This is a genomic window from Weissella oryzae SG25 (assembly GCF_000691805.2).
Taxonomy (GTDB): domain Bacteria; phylum Bacillota; class Bacilli; order Lactobacillales; family Lactobacillaceae; genus Weissella; species Weissella oryzae.
Genome location: NZ_DF820488.1, coordinates 33,368 through 52,084 on the forward strand (window position 1 = coordinate 33,368; position 18,717 = coordinate 52,084).

At 36.3% G+C, this 18,717-nt stretch carries 20 protein-coding genes; all 20 read right to left on the bottom strand.

Translation table 11 applies throughout. From position 1 onward, the window contains the following. Window positions 1-264: 264 nt before the first annotated feature. The 20 genes from TT13_RS11160 to TT13_RS04330 all read right to left on the bottom strand — a co-directional run bounded on the left by TT13_RS11160 (window position 265) and on the right by TT13_RS04330 (window position 18,578). Entirely contained in the window at window positions 265-1,776 is a 1,512-nt protein-coding gene (locus TT13_RS11160) for a replication initiation factor domain-containing protein (RefSeq protein WP_190279618.1), read from the bottom strand. A 288-nt stretch (window positions 1,777-2,064) separates the two neighbouring features. Next, a complete protein-coding gene (locus TT13_RS04240; protein ID WP_027698846.1) occupies window positions 2,065-2,373 on the bottom strand; it encodes a hypothetical protein in 309 nt (102 codons plus the stop codon). 45 nt (window positions 2,374-2,418) lie between these two features. Next, window positions 2,419-2,850 carry a hypothetical protein gene (locus tag TT13_RS04245; protein WP_027698847.1) on the bottom strand — a complete coding sequence of 144 codons (432 nt, stop codon included), beginning with the start codon at window positions 2,848-2,850 and terminating at the stop codon, window positions 2,419-2,421. A gap of 10 nt (window positions 2,851-2,860) precedes the next feature. Continuing rightward, window positions 2,861-3,304 carry a hypothetical protein gene (locus TT13_RS04250; RefSeq protein ID WP_027698848.1) on the bottom strand — a complete coding sequence of 148 codons (444 nt, stop codon included), beginning with the start codon at window positions 3,302-3,304 and terminating at the stop codon, window positions 2,861-2,863. A 570-nt stretch (window positions 3,305-3,874) separates the two neighbouring features. Further along, the gene (locus TT13_RS04255; protein ID WP_027698849.1) at window positions 3,875-4,144 is read right to left on the bottom strand and encodes a hypothetical protein; all 270 of its coding nucleotides are present in this window, start codon (window positions 4,142-4,144) and stop codon (window positions 3,875-3,877) included. A 69-nt stretch (window positions 4,145-4,213) separates the two neighbouring features. Then, window positions 4,214-4,726: an antirestriction protein ArdA gene (locus TT13_RS04260; RefSeq protein WP_027698850.1), complete on the bottom strand. Its 513-nt coding sequence runs from the start codon at window positions 4,724-4,726 to the stop codon at window positions 4,214-4,216. A gap of 52 nt (window positions 4,727-4,778) precedes the next feature. Beyond that, complete coding sequence (locus TT13_RS04265; protein ID WP_242868518.1) at window positions 4,779-5,969, bottom strand: cell division protein FtsK; 1,191 nt, start codon at window positions 5,967-5,969, stop codon at window positions 4,779-4,781. A 173-nt stretch (window positions 5,970-6,142) separates the two neighbouring features. Continuing rightward, window positions 6,143-6,505, bottom strand: a complete 363-nt coding sequence (locus tag TT13_RS04270) for a hypothetical protein (RefSeq protein ID WP_027698851.1) — start codon at window positions 6,503-6,505, stop codon at window positions 6,143-6,145. Further along, entirely contained in the window at window positions 6,498-9,014 is a 2,517-nt protein-coding gene (locus tag TT13_RS04275) for an ATP-binding protein (RefSeq protein WP_027698852.1), read from the bottom strand. The genes TT13_RS04270 and TT13_RS04275 overlap by 8 nt, the downstream gene beginning before the upstream one ends. Before the next feature lie 24 nt (window positions 9,015-9,038). Further along, window positions 9,039-9,479 (bottom strand): hypothetical protein, encoded by a 441-nt coding sequence (locus TT13_RS04280; RefSeq protein ID WP_027698853.1) that lies wholly within the window; start codon window positions 9,477-9,479, stop codon window positions 9,039-9,041. A gap of 9 nt (window positions 9,480-9,488) precedes the next feature. Then, on the bottom strand, window positions 9,489-10,079 hold the full coding sequence (locus tag TT13_RS04285; protein WP_027698854.1) for a hypothetical protein: 591 nt from the start codon (window positions 10,077-10,079) through the stop codon (window positions 9,489-9,491). Further along, window positions 10,066-10,602: a hypothetical protein gene (locus TT13_RS04290; protein ID WP_027698855.1), complete on the bottom strand. Its 537-nt coding sequence runs from the start codon at window positions 10,600-10,602 to the stop codon at window positions 10,066-10,068. The genes TT13_RS04285 and TT13_RS04290 overlap by 14 nt, the downstream gene beginning before the upstream one ends. A gap of 16 nt (window positions 10,603-10,618) precedes the next feature. After that, complete coding sequence (locus TT13_RS04295) at window positions 10,619-11,767, bottom strand: phage tail tip lysozyme (RefSeq protein ID WP_027698856.1); 1,149 nt, start codon at window positions 11,765-11,767, stop codon at window positions 10,619-10,621. Window positions 11,768-11,770: 3 nt separating this feature from the next. Then, entirely contained in the window at window positions 11,771-13,600 is a 1,830-nt protein-coding gene (locus TT13_RS04300) for a CD3337/EF1877 family mobilome membrane protein (protein WP_145912339.1), read from the bottom strand. A 51-nt stretch (window positions 13,601-13,651) separates the two neighbouring features. After that, window positions 13,652-14,182, bottom strand: a complete 531-nt coding sequence (locus TT13_RS04305; RefSeq protein WP_027698857.1) for a hypothetical protein — start codon at window positions 14,180-14,182, stop codon at window positions 13,652-13,654. A 177-nt stretch (window positions 14,183-14,359) separates the two neighbouring features. Next, window positions 14,360-14,728, bottom strand: coding sequence for a hypothetical protein (locus tag TT13_RS04310; protein ID WP_027698858.1), 369 nt, complete (start codon window positions 14,726-14,728; stop codon window positions 14,360-14,362). A 2-nt stretch (window positions 14,729-14,730) separates the two neighbouring features. Then, window positions 14,731-14,958 carry a TcpD family membrane protein gene (locus TT13_RS04315; RefSeq protein WP_027698859.1) on the bottom strand — a complete coding sequence of 76 codons (228 nt, stop codon included), beginning with the start codon at window positions 14,956-14,958 and terminating at the stop codon, window positions 14,731-14,733. A 17-nt stretch (window positions 14,959-14,975) separates the two neighbouring features. Further along, a complete protein-coding gene (locus TT13_RS04320) occupies window positions 14,976-15,923 on the bottom strand; it encodes a conjugal transfer protein (protein ID WP_045476618.1) in 948 nt (315 codons plus the stop codon). Window positions 15,924-15,942: 19 nt separating this feature from the next. Next, window positions 15,943-16,809, bottom strand: a complete 867-nt coding sequence (uasX, locus tag TT13_RS04325; protein ID WP_027698861.1) for a serine-rich aggregation substance UasX — start codon at window positions 16,807-16,809, stop codon at window positions 15,943-15,945. A 32-nt stretch (window positions 16,810-16,841) separates the two neighbouring features. Then, on the bottom strand, window positions 16,842-18,578 hold the full coding sequence (locus tag TT13_RS04330) for a KxYKxGKxW signal peptide domain-containing protein (RefSeq protein ID WP_027698862.1): 1,737 nt from the start codon (window positions 18,576-18,578) through the stop codon (window positions 16,842-16,844). Window positions 18,579-18,717: the final 139 nt, after the last annotated feature.

Genomic DNA, 18,717 nt, shown 5'->3' on the forward strand with positions numbered 1-18,717 from the left:
ATTTTTGTTACAATAATATTGTTATTTAAGTTACTCCTAAAATAACACCCAAAGTAAGCACTGATAACCTGTATTATGCAATGTTAGGTATTATCAGTGTTTTTTTTGTAAATTTAATCTATTATAGTAAAAGTTTCTACTTACACACTTTTAAAATTCATGCTAAACTATTGTTTGTATACCACTATACAAAAAGAGCATTAGCTACCTACCTACTCCAATTACTCAGGTTTCTAATGCTCTTTTTTTTTGCTTTTTTACAAATCAATAAATAACCGGTATTTTAGTACTGTCAATTGACATATTTTCGGTATTGACTGCTTGTATCAGCTTTTTCTTGTCATCTGACAAGTCAATTTCTCTGATTGTATCAAGCAAGTTCTGCCAACGCCCCGTTTCCTGAATAATCTTTAATGAAGGTGCTACGTACTTACTTATCCAGCTCTCAATGCTTTCAATACTTTGTTCTTTAGCTTCGGTCGTAAATTTCATTTTTTCACCGAGTGAGACAAGCAAAGCCCATGCCGCAATTGGTTTTAAGCTTTCTACATAAGTTCGCCTGTCACGTGCCTTTTTAAGTAGTTCGTCATTGATTGGCTCATCTACAAAATGCAAATAGGTATAAAGAATATCAAACGTAATGCCTACTAAATTATCATTGTTCAGCCATTCTTGAATTACATCAGTTGCCTTATCACCATGTAACTCTAATTCTACACGGGTCACAATATTAGTATCTTTGCCTTTTTGCTCTTGTTCCTTGGCTTTGTCATACATACGAATAACAAAGGGTGAAGTTCCAAAGTCTAACGTCCAACCAAACTCCTCACTACCATGTACAGCGTAGTGCCGGGTTTTAGTCCAAAAACGGCCTTCTCTGACAGCGTCTACAAGTTCGTTCATTTTGAGCAAACCGCTCGTATCATTTACTGCCACATCTAACCGGGTTGCATGACCTCGATATTGATACATACGGTTAAAGAACTTTTGCCAAGTTAAGCCTTGCTCCAGTAAAGCTTTTTCAAATAGACGTGTACCGACACCAGTTAAAAATAAGGTTGCCCCTTTTTTACTAACATCAGCATTATCACCACTATCAGACACGTGTTCGGGTGCAAAATCCTGTACATAAATACTTTTTTCACCAGCATACGCATACTCACGAGTATAAAAGTTTTGGGACGTTGTCCGTTCAATAAACAAATCTGATTTAATGCGCAGCACATTATTAATGATTTCCGCTCCAGTTAATTCTGGAAAATTAAAACTGACCCAATCTAATTGAATGGTGACTTTATCCGTTAAGCTTGGTATTACTGTAATCAATCTATCGACCATATCTTGCGATACTTCTTTATTATTCGCTTCAATCTGCTGCACTCGTTGCCGAGTTAAGCCGATTATTTCACCAATTTCTACTTGAGTCAGATCTAACTTGCTTCTTAGTAGTTTCAGTAAACGGCCGTTAAACTTTGCATGTGCGATAAAATTATCCATGTCTTGACTCCTCTGTAATATTTGATAGTTACCTACATTTTTTAGCTGATATAGCTGTTCAAATTGTTCAACGTAATTGTTAAAGTCCCAGTTCCAGCCGTCACTAAAGTCCGCTTGATACCCTTTAAGCTCACTGCCTTTGATTTCATCAATAAATAACAATGTCCCAATCGGTGGCAAAGAACTAACTTCTGACATACGTACTTTAATATCAAGCTTTTTAACAAATTCATTGTACTTAAACAGCGCAATCGAAATAGTTGGCTCTAGCGAAAACATTAAGCTATGCTGGTTTGTGCCAATAAAAAAAGCCTGATAAGGCTTAAACTCGTTATTTATTATCATTATTCAATCCTATATATCAATATATTTAAGCATTTGCAATTAAATTCACCCTTTTTACTCCAATGAAGATAACAATAAACACACAAACCCTACAAGCACTATCAGAAAGAAGCCAAAAAATGCCACTATTTTCATAAAATCAATCAAATCAACATCTTTACTAAATAAGAAAATAACCAAGTTAAGTAACAAAAGCACTGTCATTATACTCAACAACATGTTCTAATCTCCTAATCTTTGAAAATATTTATTAATCATTTCTATCTGAACGTTTATTCGTATTAGATTCGGATTCTCAACTAGCACGTGGTGATTATCTTTTAAATAGGCAACGTATTCGGCCAGCTCATCATCAAAATACTCATAGCTTGGCTGTGTTAAATTATGCAGCCTATCTGACAAGGGGCCGATAACACTATTAAAAATACCAGTTGAACTAAACCATTCGTTTCTAATTAAAAACACAAAATCAGCATGCAATTTATTAATAATGTCCTGTCTTTGCTGTAAAGTAGCTTCAAATTCATTCATTATTTCTCTCCAAATAGCAAATTTACTTTCTATTCAAGTTATCAACTAATAGCAAATATCCGCGTAAAAGCCGTAACCTAGCGACTTTAGACGTTGATGATCTAACATCAAATCTAAAATAGTTTGCCAATTTGGCTTACTAATCACTGACACTAAATTATCTTTTATATCCCGATTAGTAACTAAAGAGTACAAAGCTTCGCTTAAATCACTGTCAAATATCAACTTAACAGCTTCTAAAGTACTAGGCGCATAAACTACTTTGTAAACTCTTAGGTACTTAATAATATTTATAAAAATGCTAAGGCTACCTTCTAAATCACAAGGTGCTATTTCAACCGTAAGATTATTTGCTACTAAACCAACCATTTCAGCTTTACGCACACCAGCCTTACTCATTGCACCAATAGCTTCATAGTCCCACGGATAAAGAAATTTGTGAGTCTCAAATTGTTTATCTGTTAATTTTAAAAACATATTGTTCACCTTATGCCCTTACTGTGTCTGCATAAAAATTGCCGCCCAATGACTTCAACCGTTGATTTATCAACATCAATTCTAAAATATTGTGCCAATTTACTACTTGCTTCTCAGAATTTGAATTACGTTCGTTATTTTCTGTAGAAACTAATTCAGTCAATGCCGTTTGTAAGTTATTGCCAAATAGCAACTTCACAGCACCAATTGATGTAGTTGAATAAACCACTTTGTTGCCAGATTGCTTGATTTTGATAACCGCAGACAAAAACGTCAAATTTGTCAACAATTCAGTTACATGTAAATCAAGCGGGCCATTTTCTAGTAAGCCAATCACTAAAGCACGGCCAACACCTCGGCTTGCAGCTTGATAAACTTCATCACTGTCCCATGGATAAGCATAGGTATGAGAAATACCATGCGTATCAATTATTTTCAACTCAATCTTTTCCAAAATGAAACTCCTTTCTTTAAAAAAACTTGCTTTTAGCTCTTAAAAAGCAAGCGTTCATAAAATCGCTGTAAATGCCGACCTGATACCCGTTCAGGTTATGGCGCTCGTAGCGCTTTTTGCAATCTAACCCCCCTGTTAGTGCAGGGGGGTTAAGGTCATTTTTACGCAATAGCAGGTGCAAGGTGGCAGGCGCTGGCGCCCGCTTTGCGGTACGCTAATCAGCACCCAAGCCACCGTGGCTAAAGTCGCTTTGCGACACGCCACTGGTGGTGCCACTGGCTCTCCCTTTGGTCGAACCACATCTACTATTGCTATATAGACAAAAACACCCCATACCTGTAACAGAGCAAAAATCTCGTACAAGCTTAATTACCCTGTAACAAGATAAACTACCGCCTTTCACTGCGTTCCAGTTGGTTGCCAACAAATTAAGGAGAACTTTACCAAAAACACGGTAAAGCTCTCCTTAATTTGTCGGGAGTAGAAAACCACCAATAAAATAACAAGAATGCCCGGCTAGGCATAAGTACCAAACAATAATTTAGCTAATAAAAAAAGCCCCTAAGTTGTTTACTTCAACGTAGAAACTTCTTGCATAAGATTTTGAATTTCACCGGCACGATTCTTCACATGCGTATGCAAAGAGTTCATAGTACCAATCATAAACTTCATGTTCTTTTGAATATCTGCCATATATGACAACATCATAGGACTAAGCCCGCTTTCTGTTCCCATTTGTGTAACTTTCTTTAACTCGTCATTCAGTGCAATACCTGCAACCTTTTGCATTTCTGCCAATGCTGAATCACTCAATGATAAAATTTGCTTTGCGTCAATCATAATAAAATACCTCTTTCAATTTTTGAATACGGGTACTTATGCCTAGCCGGGCATTTTTGTTTAAGTCATTTAATTAATACCACTAACGTAATTACCGCCGCCAATATTGATATAATCACGATGATTTATCAAATCTCTAGCAAACCCTTCATAATCAAAATATTGAAGTAGCTGCTCGGTTAATAGTGCTGAAATACCACCCATTTTTTCAATAGCTTGATAACCCAAATCTTCATCATCTTCGGCTTTGATAATTACTAAACTATGAAGATAATCAACATTTAAATTAAGCGGGTCAATGATACCGGCATGAACTAGTGCACTAAACGTTTTCAAAGTCATATCCACATCTTTAAATAAATCAACAAGTGCATTCAATTTCTCAATTGGCTCATATTCATCAATCTTAAAGGGTGCTTCATAGTTACTAATTTTCAAGTCAACTTCATAATTTTCTTGTGTTAATACACCACGACTAAGTAAAGTTTGCCTAATTTTGGCTACATCAATAGGTAATTTAAACCAATAACCCTTACTAGAATTTTTAACAGTTGTAACAAAAACATACACATTCAGTTCCATTGTTAATCTCCTTTAACTAAACGTTCGTTCATTAATAAAAAATAGTTACTATTTAACTAGCTTCACGACTATCAGCCATATATTCAATCCAATCATGTAAATTAAAGCCCTTAGGTATTTCAGGCGCAAAGAATGAACGAACTTGACTACTACCAGACTGCACAAACCCCCAGCCCTTCAAATCCTGAGAAAGTGGGCGTAAAGTTTTATCACTATCGGGAAACAGCATTTTAGATACCTCCGGTGTAGGCATACCCATAACCATTTTAAAATTAAGCTGATTACGAATAGCCATAGGCAAACTATCAGCTGACGGCCGCTGCATACCAACAATGATATAAAAGCCAAGCTCACGCCCTAGCATAGCTATTTCTTTCATATCTGACATTGCAACATCGTATGATTTTCGAGTTTCAGAACCAAACGCTGCCTTGTCATTCATTTCAACCCATGCACCAAATTCATCAAAAAACAAAAAATGCGGTGTGAAATTGAAGTCCATATACGCACCAATTTGACCCTTAGCTTTAATCTTTTCCATTTTTTCAGCACGTAACATCATTTCTTCATGAAATACATGTACTTGTTCATTAATTTCCAAATTTGTACTAAAGACTTTGCCTTCTAAAGCTTTTGTATACTTTAAGCTTGCTAAGTCTGAACGTTTAGGGTCAAAAACTGTTATAAATTTTGTAACCTGTAAAAGCTGGCCTAAAATTGAAAACAATGTGTAAGATTTACCAGTTCCAACATTTCCAGCGATTAACATGTTATAAAACTTGTCATATTTCCAATCAATACCTTTCATCACATTCAAAGTACCTTCAACTGGTTTTAAATCAGCAAGTCTAAGGCGGAATTTAATAGGGTCAAAAGCAAAAACAGTAATCATTTCACCCTTTTTAAATTCTGTCGTTTGTTTATCAGCTAACAAGACAGTTTCCACCCATTTATTAAAATCACCATTAGCAAAATTATCCATATACTTCTCACCGTCAATAGGTTCTTTAATATATAACTGACCTGTTGAATAGTTAAACTTAATGCTAACTGTTGGAAAATACTTAACGTATTCGCCTGTATCATCGGAAGCCGTTTCAAACATGCCCTTTGATACAAGTAACTTAGCAAGTAACTGTTTTGTTTCGATTAACAAAAAGATTCTTGATAGCCAATTATCATGCTTAGCACCATAAGACTTATACAAATATTGTAAATACAAACCAGCAACAACAATCAACAATAAGCAAATACCACCTAAAATAACTCATTGCATCCTGAACACCTGTTTTAATAAAATGTATTTTAAGCATCAAAGGCGGAATAAATAAAATTATCGAAATAAAAAGCAAAGCCCTATTATATAAAGTCTTTGCTAGTTGTTGATCGGAATATTTAATTGTCTTATACATAGTGTTACCTCAAAACATATCCGGCAGAAACCACACAAAAATCATCATCTAATTTCAGCAAATAATCGCCTGCCGTTAATTGAATATATAATTCTTTTCTAAATGGAACATATACAATGATTTTCCTAAAAAGACCAGCTCTCAGATAATTACGTTTTAAATCTGGTATTTCATCTACAATCTTTCTACATCTAGTTAAATTTCGAATAGAAAGCTTTAAATGCAAAGCACTTAAAATAGCTAAAGTATTTGAACCAAAAGCAGGGTCACATTTAATATTTGTTTTAAGCCACAATACAATAACCAAATAGCAAAAAAGAAAGCCCAAAATAAACATATCCCACAAACTTAAATTTATACTACCCATATTTGGCCTCCAACTTTGCGCTCGCATTCTTTTCAACCGTCTTAAATGCTGTCGTCCATTCGTCAAATAATGAATGAATTACTACTTTACCAACACGCCCATAAATATCTCGATATAAACATTGTCCCTTTTTAAAATTGTCTAACATCGCTATATTTGTTTCTGTAGCTGGCAAGCCAAACTCATTTAAAATACTTGTACGGTCGTGAGAGTCATCAAAAGCAAAAATTTGCCCATACTGCCCATTATTTCCTTCACCACCTACATCAGTAATATTCTGAGTCGCAGAGATTAACATGTTATTTTCTGAACGTCCCAAACGTAAAATGCTATCCAAAACTTTCTTTCCAGCTGGTGAAGTATTAAATATCCATGCTTCGTCCATGATTTCCATAGTAAACTTGTTCGTGTCAGCTCGACCAAACTTTTCTAAGTATTTTCCTAAAGCAATCATAATTGACATAGAATAACGCTGTGTATCAGTGTAATTTTTAGCAAGGTCATTAACTTTAGGTAAATCAAGCCCAGCAACCTCTAAAATTGTACGTTTGTCAGTAATTTCTAGACCTCGATTAGAACCATCACTAAATGCCAATCGCAGCATAGAAGTTGGTATTGTTGTTTGATAATATTTAGCTAATTGACCGGCTTCTTCATGCCCCTGCATTTCACCACGACTAGTTAATTCATCAATAACATTCATCGTACCAACTGAATCACCAGCTAAACGCTTCTTACAAACTTCGTAAATTGCTTCGGTTAAATCAGTTTCAAGCGTCATATTATGCGATACTGACCGAATTTGTACTAACATTTCTTTAACCAACGTTAAGACATCTGGTATATCCTCAATTGAATCTCGGCCAGCTTTTAAGGTCAAAATAGGGTCAAGAATACCGTCATTTGCTCGGTCACTAGCGTCAAGCGTTACAAAATTAAACGAGTTAATCAACTTATGAAAATACGGGTTATCACTTTGCGTCAGTGCAGCATTAAACCATTTTCGAACTTCTTGTTTTGGGTCAAAATAAATAGAATTAATCTCAAACAAAGCAGAATGCAGTAATAATGTTTTAACTAAAAATGATTTTCCCTGACCAGTTTCACCAGAAATCAAGATATGAGGGCTATCAGTTTTAGCACCTTTAACGCCCTTATTAGCAATGATTAGGTTAATTAGCAATAATACACGAGAAGAAGCAACAGCCTCCTCTACAGTTTCATATTTGCCATTATCAAGAACTCTACCAATATAAAAACCGGTCTGCGTTCCCAATTGCGTGCTAATACCAAATAACAGTTCCGCAAATGCTGGTGCGGTAGTATATTGACGCCATTGTTTGAAAACGCCTAATGTTGTGCCGGGTAAATTTTGATAAAGCAACATTTCTTGATTAAAACTTGGCTGAAATACATCGATGTCATTATCAAAATTACTTAAATTACCTTTGATTTTTCTGATTTTACGCTTTACCTCTGATAAATCGCTATCACGTACAACCAAAATCATTGACCAGCTTAGAAAGGCATACTTTGAATCCAAAATATTAACTAATTCCTCAGATAACTCATAATTTCGACTACTCTTTGTCGATTCGCTATCGTTAGAAATTTCGGCGTCCGTCAATTCATCACGATACTTCACACGTTCACTTTGAGCATTTTGCTTCATACCGGTAAGCCCGTTCTTCTTTGGAAAGTTAATTTTAAAATGAACTTCAACCGGAAATTTAAACGACTGAATGATTGGCACTAATTCAAGATAAGATAATTCATCAGGTAGATTTAGAACCAAATGGCTCATATAATCAACCTCGTCCCCATTATCTCGCTTTAAAACACCTTTTTTTGCCGGGTCAAAAATAGTGTTTCTCATTTCAGAAAATGAACGCTCCCCTTGATGATGATAGGCGAAGCCTAATAAATTAACTAGTTGCTTCTCGGTAACAGGCTTTGCATCTAATGAGCGTAATATACCCAGTACATCATCATTCATAGCTGAAAACTTATTAAAAAAGTCACTTGAAAACTTAACATCATACCGCATAACCTCGGCAATTCGTTTCAAAGATAAATCAACTACATATTTAGCTTGGTCTCTAAGCCCCTCACCTACTGCGGTAGCTTTTAACTTTACACCGATGTAAAACTCATCAATAACCGCCGGCTTAAACTCTGCTTGCAACATATTAACCTCTTCTTGCCAAAGATAATAATTGCCTACATCTTTGTTATCGACCGCCCAATCTTCACTAGTACCACGAATGCGCCCCGGCAAGTCCATGTCAGCGGGTAATAACTTCAAGTCCAGATCTTCGTACTTTTGTAGTCGCTCTAATACTCCAGATAAACGAGATTGAAAATTTTCTTTTTCTTTCATATTTGCGACATTTATTTGAAAAGGCTGTAGTTTAAAATATGCCCATACATCACCTAGACGAGTTAACACTAAATTTCCGTTATATTGGATAACTGGATTTTCATAGCGTATCGTTACTTTTTTAGCCATTTGTAAAATTCTCCTTTATTCATACTAGTTATTTATATACTTGCTAACATCTTTAGTATTGGTAATAACTGAATTACTATTGTTTGCTGGGTTTATAAAAGTTGGTGTAGCAATTAAACCTTTTTCAGCGATAAAGTGCTTGTTTGTTGGTGCGTCAAGGTTAATAGTCTGAATTTGCTTACTTGGTTCAGCAAAATCTATAACATTATGCCAAAAGACTTTAGGATATACCTTGGCACAATCGGAACATTGAGCACTGTAAAACATTACACGTTGCTCACCATTTAAACTTGCAGCGTTGTTGTTTTGAAAGTGCATAGAAGCATAAGGAGCAAAGAAGTAGCTGACTACAACCAAAACAAAAAGCAACCCGATTAAATTAAAAAACCATGATTGCTTGCTCATATTTGATTTAGTTTTTTTGCCGGTATTAGTACGGTCTTTCTTTAATAGTCTTTCTTTCATAATTCCCCCCTAAACAATTTCGTTAATTTGAATATTGGTTAAATAACCCGAATCGATGTCATAAATTGAATGAATTGTTACCTTTTGAGTTTTGATACCTAAATCATCACTACCGGCATTAACTGAGACAATACTTACAAGTTCTACTTTGTTAGCATTTACTTGTTGAAATGTGGAACTCAAAATACTTTTAAAGTCGCTTCTTAAGGCTAAATTTTTGATACGGTCTACCTGCGTTTGCTCATCATCAGGAGCAAATAAAGTCTTTAAATTATCATCAGACAATTTCATTACAGTCGCTAACTTGTCTTTTCTTGCAAGGTAACTGTCCGCCCCTTTATAAGTAAAATAGGTATCAGCAAATTGTCTTACTTTGTCCTTTGCTCTTGAAACGTTAGTGCTTTCAGGCACTACTTGTTCTCCAATTAAAGCTTTTTCATCAATTCGCCCCAAAGATCTATACTCACTATGTGCCTTATCAAGTTGAACAGCTACAGTGTTATTCTTGTTCAAAGTCGAGATAAACAAAAATGCAAAGATTATACAAAGTAAAAGCGAAGTTATTAAAGAAACCCAACGCCATTTTTTAGTTAAGTTCATTAAATGCCCCCTTTAAAGCCGCCCTATCAATACTAGTAATTTCATTGTTTGATAAATCATAAGTCACATAATAAGCATTCTGCTGCGTATCATTTTTAGAAACTAACATAAAATTCAATGGACTTTCATATTGATTCACAACCCCAATATAAACGATATTTTGACCGCTAAATTGGCTTGCCGTAACCGTTGGTGTTAATTCACTCTTTAATTTAGTAATCATGGCCGGTGAAACTTTCCCGACTAATGAAGTATCAAACTGTCTAGGGTCACTATTAACAACTAACTGCATAGTCTGTTTAACTTGCTCATTAGCTTCATTCAAGCTTTTATCTTTAGTTTCTTTAACGTCTGGTAAGGCAACTTGCTGCTCTTTTTGGACTGCTAGGCGTTTTTTCAAACCTTTATTATCAGCCTGAACCCTTGAAAGCTTTGAATTGGTTGTTTGCAAGGTGTGACTTTGCCAAACATATCCAACTAGTAATAAACTAGCCAGCACCCAGAAATACTTAGCCCATTTCATTCTAAAATCTCCTCACTTAATGTTTACCCTGTATAAATATCATGCCATTACCGGGTGTTAATTCTCGAAAGCTGACAGTTCCTGAACCGGAATTAACAACATTACACTCGCTTACAAGGAAATGTGAACCGTCATCACTTAGCGCTTCAACTACTGCCACATGCCCGTAAGTTGGGTCAGCGCCCGCTGCACCTTGCGTAAAACTAACAGCCCAACCAGCATGTGGCTTTGTATCAGTTGTATAGCCTTTTGCTTTAGCATTTGCACCCCAATCGGCACCATTTCCCAGATAATTTTCTACCGGCGTACCCAATGCTTGCATACGATTAAAGGTATACCAAGTGCATTGCCCGAAAGGATAAGTATTACTAGGCGAAGTAACAGCAAAATTTGTATTCTGAACTTTACTTTTATAGTTATCCGGCATTTGCGTAACTGGTGCACCAGAGGAAGCCATACCTTGGCTTGTATCGACCTTGCACCCATTAGAACTAGTAGAAGTCTTATCCTCATTAGTTGCCGCATTCAAACCATTATCAGCTACATCAGTAGCCGGGGTATCACCACCTTTGGCAAATTTTGAATACCACTGTTTAGCGTGATTGATTCGCTTCTCACTTGTTCCAACTCCACCACGTTCCCATTTAGACCGCAGAAACTCGGTTGCTGACGATACGTCAGACATTGCTAAACCTTGCTTTAATACAGTGGAATCTGAACCATCATTATTTAAAGCAAAATCTAATTGTAAGCTGGGGTCAGTCCATGATTTACCTTTAGAACTAGCATAATTCAATAAATTAACCCGGCGTCCTCCGTCCCATTGATTAAAACCAAAAGCGTAACCAGATAAACCTTTATCCATAGCTTTTACTTGATTAAATTGTTGCCCTGATTGAATACTAGCAAAGTTTAATTGGCTCTCCTCCTCTGCATTACCCAAATAAGCAGCAATACCGGCGTCTGTAGTATTAGGTAACGCCTTTAGATTCTGATAAACAGATTTAGCTGTTTCTTGTTTATCCGCAGAAGTTACAACATTACTGCCATTAGTATCGGTATCACATTGTTGATATTGAGTGTTGCCAATCATACCTACCACAATCACCAAAAGAAACATAATAGAAAAAAGCATAATCGCATAATGTTTTAAAATTTTCCGCATAAGCTATACCTCATTACTTCTTATACGGCTTTTATTGCGCTCATCTCGCTTAATATCATGGTTATTATATTCTGGCTTATGAAGTGTAAATGAGCGTGCAGCTTGTCTTTGCCGTTTAGCCCTTTGTACTTCACTTGTATCAGTACGGCCAGCATAATTTTTAGCAGTTGCTTCCTGTTTGTCCGGCTTATTATTTCCAGAATTTCGGTCACGATTACGGGCTCTTTGCCGAACTTCTTCACTAGTTCGTGCTTCGTCCGGGTCTGAATTTGATTGTTGTGAGCGGGGCTCTGATTGTTCCTCATAATCATATTTTCCGAACTTTTTCTCAGCCCATTTTTTAGCCTTTTGATAGTCGCCTTGTGCTTTTCTAGCCTTTTTACGGCCACTATCAACTTTATCTTTAACGTTGCCATATGTCTTTTTCATTTCTTCATAAGGTTTGCGGGCGTGAGTTTTATCTGCTATTCTTTCAGCCACATGCGAACCGGTTATTGTGCCAAATATCCGACCCTTGTTTTTCCAAATTAACCATAGAAGCGTTACATAAAATACAGCATTTAATATTGAACTACCGCTGTCAGTAGGCGGCACTAAGTGGTCAGCAAAACCTTGTACCCAATTCAACAACACAATGCCAAAAATCAGAAATACTTTACCGAATAGGACGCCAACCGCTGAAATTGCTGTTTTGACACCACTTGCAGCATATTTTGGTATTAGTGAAATTAATATAGCAAAAGGTGCAAAGAAGTAAATAACCACTGACGCAAATTGCAACCCAATATTAAATAAGCCGATTGTAAACAATGGAATGCCATACGCTAGAGAAGTTACAGGTGAAATTAAAGCGATAATAAACTGATACCAGCTCTTTTTGCCGTCTTTTTGCATATTTGGGTTTTTATCAGGGACATCATCACTACTGTTATCAACAGCCCCCCGGATAAAGTCGATAGGGTCACCCATTTTTTTAGTATCAATACTTTTATTTTCTGTGGTGTTAAAGTTTTCCAAATAAAAGGGACGTTCGATCGCTTGCTTAAAAAATTGATACCTTAAAGCTTGCTGAAAATCGCTAACTTGTGTCACATTACTATTTGAACTTGTCGCTTGAAATGCAGTAATCTCAGCCGTAGAAGTTATATTATTAACCTTTTCTAGGACAATTCCTCCACCAGCTATCCAAGCACTACCTAAAATAAAAGCTGCCAAAAGTAAAAAGATTGCTTTAAAGCCGCCATGATTTCTTAATTGACGAATAAAAACCGTTAAAATACCAACTGCAAAAGCAAGGTAAATAAATTGCTTAAAGGCTTTGTTGTTAAAAAATGAAGTACTAAAAGTAGTGGTTTGTTTAAACAAATCATTTGTAGAATTTTGCACATTAGTTAAATCAAACAACAATGCTAATGCCTTATCAAAAACCATGTAAATAACGTCTTTGTTTATTGAGGTAAACAAATCAGCAAATATATGTGCCGCAGTGGTTGAAAAATCAAAACTGCCTTCTTTCTGATGATATGGTTGATAATTTGATAATAAATTAGTGTTTATATAATCAATATCCTGATTATTCAGGTGTTTCAGCACTTCTTGTTTATCAAAACCTTTGGCTTCGTCTTTTACCTCTGAAATACTTTTAGTATTGGTATTTTTATTATCGTTAAACTCTGAATTTTTGCCGCCATTATCTGTAATATTTCCAACTGTTTCAGACTTTTCTGTATTGGCAAAAGGGTTGCTATCATTAGCATATACAGAATTTTGAAACAAAAAAATAGAAGTAACTAATATAACAATTACTCCCAGGCACCTATTTAATATTTTCATGACTAACCTTTCCAATAAAAAAGCCCTATTATCAAATAGGACAAGTTAATATTATTTTGTACTTTCAATATTAGTGAATTTCCATACCTGCTTAGCGGTACCATTATCGACATCATGGCCGAAATAAGTAGAAATCGAATTATAATCTTGATTGCGTTGATCGTCTAAATCATAAGCTAAATAACTATGTTTTCCCGACTTCCAAGTTGCTTCAAAAATAAGTGAGTTACCGCCAAGCATTGAGTTATTATCATAATATCCCGTAATAGTAACATAATCTTTCATGTACTCAGCCATATTGTTATTTTGATTAAGACCTAACCCCATTTTTAACATAGTACTATCAACAACCGAATTTGTTACACCGTCAACCTCTGTGCGCTCAATAGAGTAGTCTTTACCTTCAACGTAATTTTTAGCACTTGAACTTGAAGCTTTTTTACTACTTTTAGAGCTTACGGTAGTTGTAGCTTTATTTGCATTATTGTTGGTATGTGTTAGATTTCCAACCAATGCACCAATACCAAATACTACAAGCACCCCCACAATACTAACAACAATTATTTTAGTTTTATTATTCATTCCCCGAAGCTCCATACTTTTATGTGTTATAAGCTCCATTTTATCACAACCTTTCAAACCTTAAATATTAATTTCACAACATAATTAAATTGTTTTGCATAGGAACTGCCCCTATGTGTCCTACCTTTCGGCGACCAAAACAGAATAAAGGGTGCACACGAATACACCCTTTGCAAATCACACGATTTGAAAACGTTTGTTGTTGCTATCTAAATGCTTATCCTGATAAATTTGCTTTTTCTTAATACGAAAATTCCAAACATATTTTAAATAATATTTGATAGTTTGTTCAAACGGTAAATCATTATATTTAAGTATATCGTCAAGCTTGACTGTACCGTATAACGATAATGCCAGCAGGACTATACTTATACTAATTGTTTTAGATGTATACAGATGAAAAACTACAATGATTAGAATATCAATAACAGACGTAACTGCAAATATTCCAATCTTTCTAGTATTTATCCAGAAAGGCGAATAATAGTCACCATATACATGTTTGAATCTAGCAGAAGATGTAAACACTCGTCGATAATTATTCATGTTTACCCTCCTATTGTACTTATCCAATTAAGGACTAGACGAATTAGTCCATTGCCTGCATTTATAGTTTCTTGTGGGCCATTAATAAAGAACCCAAGCACTGCGACAATTCCAATCGTCATCCACATAGTACGCGTTTGCTTTTGAAAGAATAGGAAAAGAACACGTCCACCACCTGCAAGCAAAAGTAAAGTAACAAAAGCCGGTTTAATACTAGAATACAAATCCATGATTTCTCACCTCCCTTCTAAGCCTGTACTAGCTTTGTGACAAAGTAGGTATTATCCTGCTTTTTTAGTTCGAGGTGAATAAATTGCTCCTGCACAATATCGCTATCTTTAGCTTTTACAGTAAATTTAACATCAACTTTCGGGTGTGTTTCTGTACCGGAAACGTTTACATCACTGTCGTTCAAGCTATCTAATATGGCGCTACCGTCCAAGCCTTGTGGGTCGGACATCAATAAAGACATCTCTTTTTGTGAAGAAGATAGATACTTATTAACAAACTGCTCAGTAAATTGTTGAATATGCTTCACAGTGTCCGGGTTTGTTAATGACTTACCATTTTTAGCAAATCTCGCTGCACCAACTTGACCGACACTATTAATTTGTTCAGCAATATATGGATAACCGACAACCGTTAACTTCTCATTATTCTGCTGATAGGGAACATTTACAGTCAGTTCCTTGTCCTGACCGTTTTCGTTCACAGTCAAATCAAACTGCCCGGTTTTAATGCCGTCAACCGTGAAAATACCGTTTAACTTTGTACGTTTTAGAACCATATCAACGTTATTACGGTTAGAACTACTGAAGTTTAAATTCTTAGCAAAAAAACCTCGTAATTTACTATCACGGTCGCTTGTTTGTGACTTATCAACGGTGTAATAAGCAGTTAAGAAATCAGACAAATACTGTCCAACAACTGGGTTATAACTAGTTGAACCGGCACTTGCTTCATCAAGCCTTTTAGTTAATGTAGTAACGTTTTCACGCAATGAACGATTTTTAACAGCTATCGCTCTAGCCTGAATAACTGAAAATGTACAGTAAACAATTATAAGAATTAAAATAGCCCCTGCTATAAACCTTGCTTTACGCAACGAAACAGCATGGGACTTTTTGATTTTCATTGGCTTATCTTTAACTCTTTTTTCGTAGTCAAAGCTAACGTTTATTTTAGGAATGTGCATTAAAATTCACTCCTAGTTATTAATTCTTTTTGAACTTTAAAAAACCAAATAGACCAGCAATGGCAGTTAATACGATACCGGCAACACTAAAACCAGCTTGATCCGTGAACCCTGTTTCGGGCAAGGTATCTGCTACAGCCTTATTAACAGCTTCTTTTGCTTGAACAACTGCAGCCGCATTACTATCACCGTTATTATCAGCTAGAGCTTGATTATAACTAGTTACTGCTTTAGCAACTTCTGGAGCTGATTGTGCAATCGTTGGAACTTGAATAGTATTACCTGTGTTGTCGGGGTGCACTGGCACTGGCGTTACTGTACCAGAATTTGAGTCTGTATTGGTTGAATTACCGTTAGACTTGTCGCCGTCAGTGGTTGAGCCACCTTTGTCCTTGTCGCCGTCAGTAGTTGAACCACCCTTGTCCTTGTCGCCGTCAGTAGTTGAGCCACCTTTATCCTTGTCGCCGTCAGTGGTTGAACCCCCGTTATTATCTTTGCCACCGTCATCGGTATTCTTTCCAGTACCGTCATCAGTATTTTTGCCTGTACCGTCGTCGGTGTTTTTTCCGGTGCCGTCATCAATATCCTTACTAGTACCGTCATCAATATCCTTATTGAGCGTTTTACCTGAAATAATACTGATAGTATTTGCCTTTGTAGGAGTAGACGTATTAGCTTTTGGCGTATCACTTGCAGCCTTGACCGTCTTAGTTCCCAAGCTAAGAGTATTAGCTTGTAAATCTACCGCAGTTTTGCTGGATTGAGTAACTGATGAATTTTGAGCGTTAGCTTTTGGCGCAACTTGATCGGCATTTGCACTTGTTACACCTACCGCAGTAGCACCCAATGCAACAGCAGAAGCAATCATCACTTTTTTAGTATCCATAATCTTAAAACCTACTTCCTATTATTAAATAATTAATTAATTTCCTTCTTGCTACGCTTCTTTGCCGCACCAATTGAAGCCATTGTTGCCAGTAGCGCAAATCCTACACCGGACAACCCAATGCCTTGTTCCATACCAGTTTCAGGCAGTGAAGCTTGTACTTGCGCCGGCGTTGGCTGTGCTGGTTGAGCTGGCTCTGGGTCAACAGTTACTTTATACGGTGTAACTGTAGCCTCCTGTGTCTTTGGCGTATCAGCCTTAGGTAATTGCGTTACTGAATAATTAGTAACCTGTCCCTGCACCTTATCTGGTGCCGTTGGTTCTGGTTCATAATCTGGCAAATCTGGCGCTTTGTTAGTATTTGTAAAGGCGATTTCAACTTGTCCATGCGTATTATAAATCCAGTTATCAGCAATCTTTAAGAATGAGAACATTGAAGATTGTTGACCGGGTGTCAACTTAAATGATTGGTTCAAGTTAAAGGTTTGATTAATATCCTTTTCGAATGAAGTTTGCCCGTCATGAGCAACTGAAAATAGTTCGTTTCCGTTGTTGTCGTACACATGGAAATTGATATTTTTGTTGTTAGCGGTATTAACATTCAAGTTGGTGTAAATATACTTATAAAGCTCAATACCGGTTACTGTAATCGTTTCTGTACCGTCACCATTTGATACAACGGTAAAGATAATCTTTCCAGTTAATACACCTTGTCCGATAATTGAATTACCGTCATTCATATCATGCTTAAGCGTAAATTCTCCAGTTTCTGAGTTTACATCAGCCGTCATCATGGTTTTATATTGACCGTCCCCCATATCTGTATCAGTATGAGCGTCCATGTTAACATTTACATTCGTGCCATTCATGAAGTCAATAAGTGCTTTCTCATAAGCGGCTTGTTTTTCGGCATTTTCCTTATCAACTCGAGCTTTTTCGGCTTGATATTGTGCTAATGCAGCTTCATACTTAGCAGTTAATTCCTTTAGCTGCTTTGTATCACTGTTAGTGCTATCAGTTGCTTGTTTCATTGCGTTTTGATAAGCGTCAATATTATGCTGCATTGCATCTAATAGTGCTTGACCTGTAAGACCAGTTAAATCTTGATAATCTGGAGTAATAACCTTGTTATCAACGTTTGTATCAACACCGGCGTCCTTACTATCATCAATTTGGTCTTGTTGGTCGTGTTTAGCCTTATCTAAATCATCTTCACTATGATTGATAGCGTCATCACGTTCAGCATTTGCCTTGTCTGCTGCTTCTTTGTTAGCTTGCTGCTCAGCATTTGCCTTATCGACATCAGCCTTTTGCTTATCTAAATCGGAAGTTGCCTTGTTAGTTTCCTCCTCGGCATTGTCATTGTTCATATGAATTTCATTCGTATCATTATGATTAATCACCACGCCATTATTCTCTGCATTTGAGGTACTATCATCGACTTGCTTTTGCTTGTCATCAATTGCTTTCTTGCCCTCGTCAGCCGTTGAAGCCTTTACTTGGGTAGCACTTTCAGCACTTGAAGTTTCTGCGGTTTTATCCGCTGATGTGACAGTAGTACTTGCTGACTTCAAGGTTACTTGATTTGCTTGTAAACCATTATCCTGCGTATTCACCGATTCATTAGCAGCGCTATTTGAATTAGTTGCCATCTCGTCCGCATTAGCATGTGTACCCGATTGCATTAACAACATACCGGCGACAGCAGTAGCACCAATTACCCACTTCTTGCCGTCCTTATACATTTTTAACCGACTTACTTTTTCCATAACTCTCACTTAATCTCCTTTATAAGCTATAAAATAGCCAAATTAAAAGGCACTTGTTAAATGAAACAGTTAACAAATGCCAGCGAAAATATATATTTAATTTTTTCAAATACTTTAAATAAACAGACTCTTAAATTGA